General features: G+C 49.8%; 10 protein-coding genes and 1 pseudogene. 5 read left to right on the top strand and 6 right to left on the bottom strand.

The window, feature by feature from the left end; all coding sequences use genetic code 11:
- The first annotated feature begins 156 nt into the window (after positions 1-156).
- The gene (locus GUC46_RS08080) at positions 157-750 is read left to right on the top strand and encodes a hypothetical protein (RefSeq protein WP_032936639.1); all 594 of its coding nucleotides are present in this window, start codon (positions 157-159) and stop codon (positions 748-750) included.
- Between the two features lie 2 nt (positions 751-752).
- On the opposite strand, the gene GUC46_RS08075 is transcribed toward GUC46_RS08080, so the two are convergent.
- Positions 753-1,031: a YkgJ family cysteine cluster protein gene (locus tag GUC46_RS08075; RefSeq protein ID WP_071681929.1), complete on the bottom strand. Its 279-nt coding sequence runs from the start codon at positions 1,029-1,031 to the stop codon at positions 753-755.
- A 235-nt stretch (positions 1,032-1,266) separates the two neighbouring features.
- Here GUC46_RS08075 and GUC46_RS08070 point away from each other — a divergent pair, with 235 nt between their 5' ends.
- Complete coding sequence (locus tag GUC46_RS08070; RefSeq protein WP_032936638.1) at positions 1,267-2,358, top strand: DUF4236 domain-containing protein; 1,092 nt, start codon at positions 1,267-1,269, stop codon at positions 2,356-2,358.
- A 35-nt stretch (positions 2,359-2,393) separates the two neighbouring features.
- Here GUC46_RS08070 and GUC46_RS08065 read toward each other — a convergent pair.
- Positions 2,394-2,477, bottom strand: a pseudogene (locus tag GUC46_RS08065) (YkgJ family cysteine cluster protein); the annotation flags it as partial.
- Positions 2,478-2,634: 157 nt separating this feature from the next.
- Here GUC46_RS08065 and yeiP point away from each other — a divergent pair.
- The gene (gene yeiP, locus GUC46_RS08060; protein ID WP_003027452.1) at positions 2,635-3,207 is read left to right on the top strand and encodes an elongation factor P-like protein YeiP; all 573 of its coding nucleotides are present in this window, start codon (positions 2,635-2,637) and stop codon (positions 3,205-3,207) included.
- Positions 3,208-3,922: 715 nt separating this feature from the next.
- Here yeiP and torD read toward each other — a convergent pair.
- From torD to torC, 3 genes are read right to left on the bottom strand one after another with little or no spacing between them, the layout of a single operon-like run.
- A complete protein-coding gene (torD, locus tag GUC46_RS08055) occupies positions 3,923-4,555 on the bottom strand; it encodes a molecular chaperone TorD (RefSeq protein WP_044711469.1) in 633 nt (210 codons plus the stop codon).
- The gene (torA, locus tag GUC46_RS08050) at positions 4,545-7,043 is read right to left on the bottom strand and encodes a trimethylamine-N-oxide reductase TorA (protein ID WP_102190540.1); all 2,499 of its coding nucleotides are present in this window, start codon (positions 7,041-7,043) and stop codon (positions 4,545-4,547) included. The genes torD and torA overlap by 11 nt, the downstream gene beginning before the upstream one ends.
- 9 nt (positions 7,044-7,052) lie before the next feature.
- Positions 7,053-8,186 carry a pentaheme c-type cytochrome TorC gene (gene torC, locus GUC46_RS08045; protein ID WP_044711474.1) on the bottom strand — a complete coding sequence of 378 codons (1,134 nt, stop codon included), beginning with the start codon at positions 8,184-8,186 and terminating at the stop codon, positions 7,053-7,055.
- Positions 8,187-8,350: 164 nt separating this feature from the next.
- Between torC and GUC46_RS08040 the strand changes: the two genes are divergently transcribed.
- Complete coding sequence (locus GUC46_RS08040) at positions 8,351-9,823, top strand: PLP-dependent aminotransferase family protein (protein ID WP_003845160.1); 1,473 nt, start codon at positions 8,351-8,353, stop codon at positions 9,821-9,823.
- A gap of 45 nt (positions 9,824-9,868) precedes the next feature.
- On the opposite strand, the gene uxuA is transcribed toward GUC46_RS08040, so the two are convergent.
- Positions 9,869-11,059: a mannonate dehydratase gene (uxuA, locus tag GUC46_RS08035; RefSeq protein ID WP_003845159.1), complete on the bottom strand. Its 1,191-nt coding sequence runs from the start codon at positions 11,057-11,059 to the stop codon at positions 9,869-9,871.
- Positions 11,060-11,261: 202 nt separating this feature from the next.
- Here uxuA and GUC46_RS08030 point away from each other — a divergent pair, with 202 nt between their 5' ends.
- Positions 11,262-12,728 carry a mannitol dehydrogenase family protein gene (locus tag GUC46_RS08030; protein ID WP_044701134.1) on the top strand — a complete coding sequence of 489 codons (1,467 nt, stop codon included), beginning with the start codon at positions 11,262-11,264 and terminating at the stop codon, positions 12,726-12,728.
- Positions 12,729-12,756: the final 28 nt, after the last annotated feature.

Below are 12,756 nucleotides of genomic sequence, written 5' to 3'. Positions count from 1 at the left end.
TCATTCAAGGGTTTTAACGCAAATAAAAAACCATATATATCAACACGTTATAAATACATGTCTTTATATGTCACGACTTATGGGACATACAAATTTTGATTGTCCGTGAAAGACGATAAATAATGGCATCAACAACAAATCCAAGTGGATGTAACCATGAAATTGTACTTTACAATCTTTCCCAAAAGAACAGAAAGCGAATCTTATTTTCTTCGCGATTCCAACGTAAAACTGAACCGAGTTGACAATAAAGAAGTTGATTTACATCTCGATTTTGAGCGTTCTTTCTCAACCATAGCCCAAAGACGGGGACTCGATAAAAGCGAAGTAGATCGAGTAAGAAAGATTAAACAACGTCTTCCTCAGCACAAACACATAGGCGTTGCTCGCCTGAGCATAACTATATTAAAAAATCGCCAATTAGCGTTGTGCTACCTTTTCGTCTGTGAAGGCAACGTAGCATACCTGTCAGCACCTGAAATGGTTTTCTGTGGCGAGTCTATGTTCATAAGCTCAACAAAAAGATGCTCGGTTTATGAAACGACCTACAAGGTCACCAAACCCGATTCGAAGCATAGTTACGTTAACCTGCGTTTTGATTCTGAATATAAACTTGTCACGAAAAGACGCGGGCCATCGAAGATTAAAAAATCGTCGCTAACTGCAGCTTCCGACGCCTCCTTATTAGAGGAAGTTCAAACTTTGCGCAAAGAAAATGAGAGGTTAAAAAAACAAAACAATGTCACATAAAATTATAGGTGGACGCCGTTCTCATCCGAAGGTGCTGTTGCCTCTTCCAACTGTATAAGGTAAATCATAGCCTCATCGCGGTTCGTAGCACACATTTCTATTGATGGTTTAAGACTACTGCATATTTTTGGGCGTAGGGGCGACCCAAAGATGCTACACAGGTTATCTTCAGATAACTGAACACATCTTACATTAGCAGGCTTACCCTGCGACATTCCTGGGATTGGGCTTGAAATCGATGGGGCAGTACAACAAGCCCCACAATCGGTACGACATTTCATTACTGATTCCTTGCTCATCGTCCATTGGTCATTGACAGTAACAGAATGTCTTACTGGCTGATAGTCTGCCGTATATATCCAAATTTTAAAGTAATGTGACTATTCATTTTCAATGTATTGAAAATATGGGAATAGAAGCATAAATACCCCCATATGCTTTTCTTAACCTCTTCATTTTTTCAGTGTAAAATCTTGCTCAGATGCATTTTCATGCAACTTATTACATGGAGTTACTATGGGCTTTTATGTTAAGAAGAGCATTCGCGTTGGACCGATGAGATTCAACCTATCCAAATCAGGAGTCGGTGCATCTATTGGTATAAAAGGACTGAGGTTTGGTACTGGCCCAAGAGGAAATTACATCCACATCGGTGCTGGCGGGGTCTATTATCGTGCTTCGCTTTCACCAAGTATGATCCCACAGGACGGTAAGAAGGTTCAACGTTTACCTGATGAATCCCCTGTAGAACATGACAATACGCATGCACCTCTTGAGGAAATCGAGTCATCTCATATCTCGGAAATCGTTGATTCCAGTTCCCGAGAACTGCTTGAAGAGTTGAATAACAAACGTAAGAAGTTACAAATATGGCCCTTCGCTATTTTCCTTTCGATTGCAATTGTACTTTACGGTTTTTCACAGGCATGGCCTGAGTGGTGCCTGGCAATAGGATTTATCGCAGGGGGAGCTGTTTCCGTTTTTGCTTACATGTACGATCAGCTAAGAAAGACCACTGTTCTTTTTTATGACTTTGATGACGAAATGATGGCATGTTACCAGCAACTTCATGATAGTGGGGCTATGCTTGCAAGCTGCTCAAAGGTATGGCATGTAGAAGCTTCTGGAGCTGTTTATGACCCTAAATATCATGCCGGAGCAAGTAACTTGCTACGTAGAAAAACAACCTCTATCAGCAAATCAAAGCCTCCCTTCGTTAAAACAAATATTGAGACGATTGCCATCAAAGTAGGTCGTCAAACATTACATTTCTTTCCAGATAGAGTACTCGTTTTTGACCGTGACGGTGTCGGTGCTGTTAGTTATGACCAACTATTCATTAACGTTGGTAATAGTCAGTTCATTGAAAGCGAAAGTGTGCCCGGAGATGCCTTAGTCGTTGGCAGGACATGGAAATATGTTAACAAATCGGGTGGTCCTGACAGACGATTTAAAGACAATACAGAAATTCCTATATGTCTATATGAAAATCTTTCGTTCACAAGTCATTCTGGACTAAATGAGTTATTACAGCTGTCTAAAATTGGGTATGGTGAATGTTTTTCACACGCAATTGAAACACTTAGCAAGAAAGTCATATCTTCTTAGTTAAGCCGTTTTTATACTGTGAATAATTGACTGTTGGGCTTGCCATCAGGCATGCCAGGGATGGGACTGGAGATTGAAGGCGCGGTGCAGCATGCACCACAATCCGGACGGCATTCCATACAGTACTCTCTTTATCGTAAACCATCGGATTGTGCGGGAAGCGCACAGTACCACCTTTTTGGCACCAGCAAAAGCATCAATTCCGCTTGCCTGAATGCCCCGGCGCGAGTAGTTTTACGCGATATTTTAGACACTCCTCACTACAGGATTTATTCGATGCCAAGAGCGAACGAAATTAAAAAAGGTATGGTACTGAACTACAACGGCAAGTTGCTGATTGTAAAAGATATCGATATTCAATCACCGTCCGCACGTGGTGCAGCTACGCTGTACAAAATGCGTTTTTCTGATGTGCGTACCGGTCTGAAAGTTGAAGAGCGCTTCAAAGGCGACGATATCGTGGATACCGTCACCCTGAGCCGCCGCGGGGTTGATTTCTCCTACGTCGATGGCAACGAATACATCTTTATGGATAAAGAAGACTATACCCCGTATACCTTCACCAAAGACCAGATTGAAGAAGAGCTGCTGTTCATGCCGGAAGGCGGTATGCCGGATATGCAGGTACTGACCTGGGACGGCCAACTGCTGGCGCTTGAACTGCCGCAGACCGTAGACCTGGAAATCGTTGAAACCTCACCGGGTATTAAAGGTGCTTCAGCGAGTGCGCGCAACAAGCCAGCAACCCTGAGCACCGGTCTGGTGATCCAGGTTCCTGAGTATTTGAGTGCGGGTGAAAAAATCCGTATTCATATCGAAGAGCGTCGCTATATGGGCCGTGCAGATTAATCTCCTGTCGTTACAGGTGAACCAAAGATAATGGCATGTTATCTCTGGCAAAATGTTCCGTTCACTTTAGTGGTATCACTTCTCTGAAACCATACTGCCTGTGAACGTGTTAAGGGTACTATCGCCGTACCCTTAACAATCCCGGCTCCCGGCGGGAAAATTGCCACTTCGTGGTTCCCTCCGCTTATTCCTCCAGGCTACCGGGCCGGGCGCGAGGTAGCGTCCCTGCAAAACGCGCCCTGAACCCGCATCCATGCGGGTTCTCCCGGCCTTACGGAAACACGTCGGCAATTTTCAGCCGGACCAGCCCACACCTGACCACCTGCGTTTTTTGTTTAAACAGCAAAACAGATTTAGCTGGAAGCCAGAGCGTTAAAGCGATGACCCCGGTCCGGCTGAAAATCGATGAGGCGTTGACGGCTGACCGGGGCTGCCCGCAGGGATGCGGGCAGAGGGGACGGCCTGCAAGGATGCAGGCTCGGCACCGACCCGACAGGCAGACGGCATAAGACGAATAACTCGCGCAGCGACGATTTTCCCGCCGGGAGCCTGGGATGCAAGGGAGGCGGCGGTGAGCCTCCCTTGCACGTTCACGGGTAACGGCGTTTCAGAGAAATGACTCCACTGAGGTGAACGGAACCCTATGCCGCAATCAAATATTCTCCATAATGCTTTACTGACTGGCATTACAGCGCAGGCTGTCCCTTTGTCATTTTCAGCGCTGACTGCTGAAATAAAAATCATCCATCAGCAGCGACTCCAGATACTGTTCATCCTCTTGCATAAAACGCACTATCAGATTAACCGCCTGAGGATAAAACCCCTCGTTATCCCGCACCAGACAAGCGTCGCGAAATAACGGTGCCCAGCACAGAATATGATGATGCAAAAAGTAATACTGCGCGGAGAATTTCTCCTCTTTAGCAACCATCCTCGCCATTAATGCCAACTGTACGGCAATATGATCGGAGGGTTCATTCTCCCGAGCCGCCAGCCCTTGCTCAACCAGCAGCACATTCATTTGCCGACGTTCTTCTGCCGCTGTCGTGTGTGGATAGTGCCCCGCATAGGGAGAAACACTAGCCGGCGGGGCCAGCAGAAACAACGAGGCAAAATCTGCGGCCAGCTCCAGCTGTCGGGAGTCGCGCCGCAGAACCCGGCCCAGGCTACGCTCAAAACGTTTAACATTGGCAGATAATCCGGGGATCGCCTCGAGTGAGGCAATCCATGCCTGGCTATTACCATTTTCCAGACTGGCGAGCTGTTTTTCATCCAGCTCACGAAATAACAGTTGCGAAAACCACTGGTACACAGCCGCCCGCTGCTGATGAATTTGATTATGCTGCACTGGTCCCCTCCTCTTTCACAATCTGCGGACCACCGAAAGCCGTCACCTGCGGGGCTTTCTGCTGATAACGCTCGACCTCCACCAGCACGGTATGTGCTGAAGGCCCCTGGGCCAGCTGTGAAGTACCGATATCCGCACTCAGCACGTTCGGGTCGCCATAGGTGCATAATGTCCCGGCTTTCCCCCCTTCCTGCGGGGAGTACCACGCGCCTTCATGAATACGGACCACGCCAGGGGTAAAATCCGGACTGATTACCACGCCAGCCAGTACCTGACCACGAGCGTTAAAAACGCGGGCGATATCACCGGCTTTTAAGCCACGAGTGGTGGCATCCTGTTCGCTGATATAAAGCGGCTCTCTTCCGGCAACTGCATAGGTGTTGCGAAACGCCTCGCTTGAGCACAACTGGGAATGTAGACGTTTATCCGGATGGCAGGATTGCAAATGCAGCGGGTATTTATCTTTTTTGCCGCTATGGGTACGCTCAAAGGGTTCCATCCACACCGGATGCCCCGGACAATCCTCATAGGCAAAGCCTGCGATGGTTTTGCTGTAGATTTCAATAAGACCTGACGGCGTTCCCAGCGGATTCAGGTCTGGCTGCTCACGAAACTCGCCGTGACGTACCCACGGCTGACCCGGCGGATATTCAATATATCCGTCACCCTGCCAGAACGTTGTGAAGTCCGGTAAGGTAACACCGAGCGACGCCCCCATCTTCACACCTTCGTCATAAAGCGCCTGTATCCACTGCATTTCATTCCGGTTTTCACGGTACACCGCTTCCTTATCAAATCGCTTACACAGCCCGGCAAAGATGTCAAAATCATGCCGCGCTTCGTATTGCGGTTTAACAATCTGATGCAGCGCCATCAGCCCTTTATTCGAATGCGTGCCGAACTGCTCAATATCGTTACGTTCAAAACGGGTGGTCACAGGCAGAACGATATCGGCAAAACGGCACGACGCGGTCCATTGGTGATCTAACACCACCACGGTTTCCAGCTTTTTCCACGCGTCGATCATGCGGTTCCTGTCCTGCTGCGCATGGAAGGGATTGGCCGCACTGTAGATCGCCATTTTGATGTCAGGATACGTTAACGTCTCACCGTTGAAGGCAATCTTGTTGCCTGGCGCAAGCAGGCAGTCAACGATACGCGAAGTGGGGATATGCTCCGATGCGCCGCGAAAATCCGCTTTGTACTTCGCCTGCGGGGGATTAGTAATACTCCCCAGCCCGGAGAGCACTGGCCCGGTCGATGTTACCGTCCCACCCCCGTTATAGTGCCAGCCAAATCCGACCCCGCCGCCGGGCAAACCAATTTGACCGACCATGCTGGCCAGTACCACCAGCATCCACGGATACTGCTCACCGTGGTGCATGCGTTGTACGCACCAACCGCCCATAAACTGTGTCCGGCCTTTCACCAACAGGCGGGCGAAGTCTCGGATCTGCTCTGCTGTCAGCCCGCAGATTTCTGCCGCCCATTCGGCATTTTTCGGCTGTTTATCACTCTCGCCCAGCAGGTACGGTAAAAACTGTTCAAAGCCGACGGTGTAATCGGTAATAAACGCCGTGTCATACAGTTTTTCTTCGTACAGGGTATGCGCCAGTGCCAGCATTAACGCGACATCGGTTTGTGGCCGCAACGCCAATTGCTCGCAGCCAAGATAGTTTTGAGATTTGCTACGCACTGGATCAACGCTGATAACGCGCATCTTATTCTGCGCTACCGCCTCTTTAATCTGCTGCCAGTAGCCAAACGCATCGTGATCGGGAACCAAAAACTCGATCTGCAAGTTCTTGATCGGATCGCAGCCCCACAACACGATGGTATTGCTGTTTTGAATCACCAGCGGGAGTGACGTCTGCTGCTCATAAACTTCCAGTGAACCAATCACATGCGGTAAAATGACCTGGGCCGCTGCCGCAGAATAGTCGCCGACAGTTGTCACATAGCTACCATGCAGACCAAGTCCCCGGTCCATTGCCCCGCCCGCTTTATGGTATTTGCCTACCATTTGCCAGTCAGCAAGCCCGGTAAATACGCCTGATGAACCATAAGTTTTTTGCACCCGCTCCAGCTCTTCGTACAACAAATCCAGCGCCTGATCCCAACTGACCCGTACAAAACGGTTATCTCCGCGCTGGCTGCGATCCGACTCCTCACGTTTAAGCAGCCAGTCCAGACGCACCATCGGGTAGCGCACCCGCGACGGGTTGTAGACCACTTCACGCACCGCGTTCAGCATATCGCAGGGATATTTGTCATGTTTGAACGGACGGGTTTCGGTCCACTCACCGTTGACCACTTTGGCTTCAAAAGCGCCATAGTGCGAACCTGATTGAATCCACTGTTCGGGATTTTCCCCCGCTGCCCACACTTTTGATATCAGCGGATTAGGCGCCAGTACGCTGGCAGCACCCACCGCCAACATACCGCTGAGAAAACGGCGGCGGGACGGATTAAAGTCATGAATATCCATACATTATCCTTACTTTTTGTTGGTGTCAGACACATCGCTGGCGTGGGTCTGGAGGTATTTCAACAACGTACGTTCCTCCACCGGATTAAGCCGGTAATAGGTCGACATGGCTTTCAATCCAGCGATCCAGCCATTAGCGGTATATCGGGTCGTAGGAGGAGTGCTATGACAGGCGCTACAGGTGGATTGCAGCATTTGATCTGAGTACTCCCAGATTGGCGCAAGTGTGCTGATAAAGTCCTGATCGGTGGTCCAGGCGGTGACGCTCACCTGCTGCCATTCCTGATGTGAATCAGGATCGACCTGGGTTTGTAGCACTTTTACGTTCGCCATCAGGGGCTCATCGAGCACGGCGGAGAAAACGCGTTTCCCCATATACTGGGTGATCACCCGTCCACGCCCTTTGCTTTCACGCCAGCCCGTAATTTCGAGCTGGACGTTACTGCCTTCTTTTTTCAGCACCTTGGCCTCGGTGGCGGGAAATAACAGCGCCTTCCCTGCCGGACTCTCTGCCGTTGCCGCCAATGATTTTTCGCTTAATGAGAACAGTGTGGACGCATCCGTTGGCGTATATCCCTGACGCTGTAGCTGCTTAAAGCGATCGCGAAAACCGCTGCTCATATCGGGTTTGTGATGGGCTATTCCTTTGTGGCAATCGATACAGTTACTGTCTTTTGCTGCCGCCGCGCTCATTTGCGCCGCCGCATTTGCCGATTGCTTGCCATGATCCATTGCCTCATAGCTATGGCAGGATTTACACGCCGCTGAATTATTCGCGCTCATGCGCGCCCACTCCCGTTGGGCCAGCTCCGAGCGTTTGGCAGCAAACTTTTCCGGAGTGTCGATAGAAGGAGAAATAAAGGTGTGATAGAGATCGTTTAAGGCTTCAGTTTTACGAATAAGCGTTGGCACAACGCCCGGTGGAATATGACAATCCTTACACTCAGCCCGCACGCCAGACGCGTTGCGAAAATGCACGCTGGTTTTATATTCCTCTCCAGCCGTGCGCATCGAGTGACACGATAAACAAAATTCGGTGGTACTGGTGTAATGAACGCCTTGCCACGTTCCCCAAATAGCCAAGGCCATTACTACCGCCCCGACGAATGCGCACCACAATGCGTTCTTTCTTATCCACGACATGCTTGCCTCCATTTTTTAATAGCGACACGCTAAGGGATAATAAAAATCAAAAATAGAGACAGCGAACGCAGATTATAGGAACAGCATCCACTCTATGAGGTGAGTCAAATAGTAAAGATCAGAAATTCGTAATATAGTGACCATCTGTAAATAAGGAATTTCTTATGCTAACACTGACGCTCAATAGAGAAAGCCGTACTCCGCTGCAACTGCAGATATTTCAATTTTATTTCCAGGCAATTCAGCAGGGTGATTTGCTTTGTGGAGACAAACTCCCCTCTATTCGTGAGCAGGCTCAGGTATTGCACGTTGCTAAAATAACGGTAGTGATGGCCTATGATAAGCTGATGGCGGCTGGGTTAATCAAGAGCCGACACGGCATTGGCTATGAAGTGATATTCACCACGCCTGTACGTATAACCCCAACTCATGTGCCCGTAACCCAAGGCTCCCCACCGGTAAAACCTAAAGCTGCCGGGGTCTCTACCGATGTTTACGCCGAGCCTGGACGAGAGTGCTACTGCCGGATGGGCGTCCCCGACCCCAACGCTTTTCCCTGGTCAAGCTGGCGGAAATGGAATAATGCTCCAAGCATACTTAAAGAACAATTATTTACCCGGTACCATTCACCAAATGGATTATTTTCACTACGTGAGCAACTGGTCAGATACCTTAATTTATCCCGCGGAATTAATACCCGAGCAGAGAACATCATCATTACCAACGGGATTCAGGAAGGATTATCACTGCTCAGCCAAATATTTATTATTCATCATGCTGTCAGTCAGCAAAAAAAGTGCCATATTGTGACCGAATCCCCTTGTTATTCTGGCGCATGGCATCTTTTTAATTATTACGGTGCAGACATTACGTCAATTGCCGTAGATAACCACGGGCTGCAAACAGATAATTTACCCGAGTATGAAACCCAGCTTTGTTATGTTACTCCAGCTCATCAGTATCCGATGGGAAGTGTGCTTTCGCTGGAGCGCCGTCAGTCATTATTAACGTGGGCGCAACGCGTCGGCGCTTACATCATAGAAGACGATTACGATGCCGTTTTTACCTATGGGGACAATCCCCTTCCCGCGCTGAAAGCCATGGATTATCACAACCGGGTTATCTATATGGGGACATTTTCTAAAACGCTGGGGCCAGGCGCACGGCTTGGCTATCTTATTTGCCCTGATGAACTGCTTCCGGCGGTACAGAATATGAAAGCGCTCAATAACAACGGCAGTCAGTGGTTGTTGCAGCAATTTTTAGCCGAACTGATGCAAAATCAGGTTTTTTATACGCATATCAGCAAGCTGGCCTGCAGCTATGCGACGCGCCTCACTCTGTTACGCGATGGCCTGTCCACTCTGTTTCCCGAAGGGAAAATCGCTGGCGCAACGGCAGGTCTGCACCTCTCGTTACGCATTGCCAGACATACCGAATTCATCGCCAGGTTGCAACAAAGCTGCCTGTTGGCTGGGATCCGTTTCGACACTCTGTCGGATATAGAAAATGGATCAGAAGCCGCATGGCGCAAAGAAAACAGCGATGCTGTTATGTTTTTTGGATTTGGTGGATTGCAGATACAGCAGATCAATAAAGTGCTGACAGTGCTGGAGCAGGCGCTCGCGCAGCCTTGATGAACAACAGGGATTGCACCTGTAGCGCAATCCCTGTTGTTAGACTTACAGCAGGTCGCGGAACTGCGTTTGTTTCAGCGCCAGCTCAACGCCGCGGACTTCTGCCAGTCCTTTCAGGCGACCAATCGCCGAGTAGCCCGGATTGGTTTTCTTGTGCAGATCGTCAAGCATCTGGTGTCCATGATCCGGACGCATCGGGATAGGACGCAGGTCGCCCGCCTTTTTACGCCGCTGCTCTTCGCTCAAAATGGCAGCCACCACCGATACCATATCCACATCACCCTGCAGGTGCGCACCTTCATGGAACGTTTTCGGGTTATCTTCACGACAGGTCGAGCGCAGGTGCGTGAAGTGGATACGATCGCCAAAGGTTTCGATCATTTTCACCAGATCGTTATCAGCGCGCACGCCGTAAGAACCGGTACACATGGTGAAACCATTATTAATACTGTCGACGGTTTCTTTCAGCCACTGCATATCTTCGATAGTCGAAACGATACGCGGCAGACCGAGGATCGGGCGCGGCGGATCGTCAGGATGCACGGCCAGACGCACGCCGACTTCTTCTGCCACTGGCACAATCGCCCGCAGGAATACCGCCATATTTTCGCGCAGATCGTCTTTACTGATGCCGTCATATTCAGCAAGGCGCGCACGAAACTGATCCAGCGTATAGCCCTCTTCTGCACCAGGCAGGCCAGCAATGATATTGCGTGTCAGCTTTTCAATTTCTGCATCGCTCATAGCATTGAAGTAGTCCAGCGCCTGGCGTTGTTCTTCGTCGGTATAATCCGCTTCAGCTCCCGGGCGTTGCAGAATGTGCAGCTCGAAAGCCGCAAAGGCAATCTGGTCAAAACGCAGCGCTTTGGAACCATCCGGCAGCTGATATTCGAGGTCGGTACGCGTCCAGTCGAGGATCGGCATGAAGTTATAGCACACGGTATCGATGCCGCAGGTCGCAAGATTACGGATACTCTGCTGATAGTTGGCAATCCACGTTTGATATTGACCTGAACGCGTTTTGATATCTTCGTGGACAGGGATACTTTCCACCACCGACCAGGTCAGCCCTTTTTCAGCCAGAATGGCCTGACGCTGTTGAATTTCTTCTACCGGCCACACTTCACCGTTAGGAATATGGTGCAAGGCGGTTACAACACCCGTTGCGCCAGCCTGACGCACATCATCAAGCGATACCGGATCGTTAGGTCCGTACCAACGCCAGGTTTGTTCCATTGTTTTACCCCACAAGTTGTTATACCAAATTAAATCACCTTAATGACGACTACCATACAGGCATCCGTTAGATGATCAACACATTGCCGGTGATTGGTTGATCAAGCTCACATTCCCCGGATAAATGAGGCACACCAATTCAATTTGCTGTCATATAACTTTATACTGCCATTGTTAATTAATGGTTAATCAGGTGTATTTAATGAAAACTATTGCCTCAGCGCCACTGGCGGAAAATGTCATGATGCCGCAGTACGACCGCCAGCAATTAAAAACGCGGATTGTACATTTTGGTTTCGGTGCTTTTCACCGCGCCCATCAGGCGTTACTCACCGACAGGGTGCTGAATGCGCAGGGTGGAGACTGGGGTATTTGTGAGATCAGTCTGTTCAGCGGCGATCGACTGATGAGCCAACTGCGCGAACAGGATCATTTATTTACCGTGCTGGAGAAAGGGGCCAACGGCAACCAACCGATTGTTATCGGCTCCGTCAACGAATGTCTCAACGCCAGGCTGGATTCACTGGCGGCTATTATTGAAAAATTCTGCGAGCCTCAGGTGGCTATTGTCTCGTTAACCATTACGGAAAAAGGCTACTGCATCGATCCGGCTACAGGCTCGTTAGACCTCAGTAATCCACGTATTGCTCACGATCTGCAAACACCGACTGAACCGCACTCTGTCCCAGGAATTATTGTTGAAGCGCTACACCGCCGACGTGAACGCGGGCTACAGCCGTTTACCGTCCTCTCTTGCGATAATATCCCGGACAATGGTCATGTGGTAAAAAACGCCGTACTGGGAATGGCGGAAAAACGTTCACCAGAACTGGCAACCTGGATTCAGGAGCATGTCAGCTTTCCGGGTACCATGGTGGATCGCATTGTTCCTGCCGCTACCGAAGAGTCACTGGCTGAAATCGCACGCGAGCTGGGCGTTGCCGATCCTTGCGCAATCAGCTGCGAACCGTTTATCCAGTGGGTGATTGAAGATAATTTTGTGTGTGGCCGCCCAGAATGGGAAACGGCGGGCGTCCAGATGGTCGAAAACGTCTTGCCGTGGGAACAAATGAAACTGCGGATGCTGAACGGCAGTCATTCGTTTCTGGCTTATCTCGGTTATCTGGCCGGGTTCCAGCACATCAGCGACTGCATGCAGGACAGCGCATTTCGTGAAGCCGCCTACCGTCTGATGCTCAACGAACAGGCGCCTACGCTGCAAATTATCGACGTTGATTTAGACCAGTATGCCCTTAGCCTGTTGGAGCGTTTTGCCAACCCAGCGTTGAAACATAAAACCTGGCAAATTGCGATGGACGGTAGCCAGAAATTACCCCAGCGCATGTTGGAAGGGATCCGCGTACATTTAGCCCGCCAAAGCGAATGGCCGCTGCTGGCGCTCGGTGTCGCAGGCTGGATGCGTTATGTGAGCGGCGTGGATGACTCAGGCGCAGCAATTGATATTCGTGACCCACTAAGTGAGAAAATTGCCGCTCTGGTTAAACAGAGTACTGAATCAGAACGTGTCAGCGCCCTGCTTTCGCTGCGCGAAATTTTCGCTACCGATCTCGTCCAGAATCCGCAGTTTGTCGCGGCCATTCAGCAGGCCTGGCAACGCATTGCCCAATACGGTGCGCATCAGGCTGTCATTGATACGTTAAAAAGTTAACGATTTCTGCCATTAAACAGGACGAAGC

Source organism: Citrobacter sp. LUTT5 (assembly GCF_009905315.1).
Classification (GTDB): Bacteria; Pseudomonadota; Gammaproteobacteria; order Enterobacterales; family Enterobacteriaceae; genus Citrobacter; species Citrobacter freundii.
The sequence above is the reverse complement of the archived record's forward strand: the minus strand, read 5'-3'. Positions and strand labels throughout refer to the sequence as shown.

Coding starts and splice junctions, on each gene's coding strand:
- GUC46_RS08080 (WP_032936639.1), top strand. CDS start 157: ATGAAATTGTACTTTACAATCTTTCCCAAAAGAACAGAAAGCGAATCT.
- GUC46_RS08075 (WP_071681929.1), bottom strand. CDS start 1,031: ATGAAATGTCGTACCGATTGTGGGGCTTGTTGTACTGCCCCATCGATT.
- GUC46_RS08070 (WP_032936638.1), top strand. CDS start 1,267: ATGGGCTTTTATGTTAAGAAGAGCATTCGCGTTGGACCGATGAGATTC.
- yeiP (WP_003027452.1), top strand. CDS start 2,635: ATGCCAAGAGCGAACGAAATTAAAAAAGGTATGGTACTGAACTACAAC.
- torA (WP_102190540.1), bottom strand. CDS start 7,043: ATGGATATTCATGACTTTAATCCGTCCCGCCGCCGTTTTCTCAGCGGT.
- torC (WP_044711474.1), bottom strand. CDS start 8,186: ATGTCGTGGATAAGAAAGAACGCATTGTGGTGCGCATTCGTCGGGGCG.
- GUC46_RS08040 (WP_003845160.1), top strand. CDS start 8,351: ATGCTAACACTGACGCTCAATAGAGAAAGCCGTACTCCGCTGCAACTG.
- uxuA (WP_003845159.1), bottom strand. CDS start 11,059: ATGGAACAAACCTGGCGTTGGTACGGACCTAACGATCCGGTATCGCTT.
- GUC46_RS08030 (WP_044701134.1), top strand. CDS start 11,262: ATGAAAACTATTGCCTCAGCGCCACTGGCGGAAAATGTCATGATGCCG.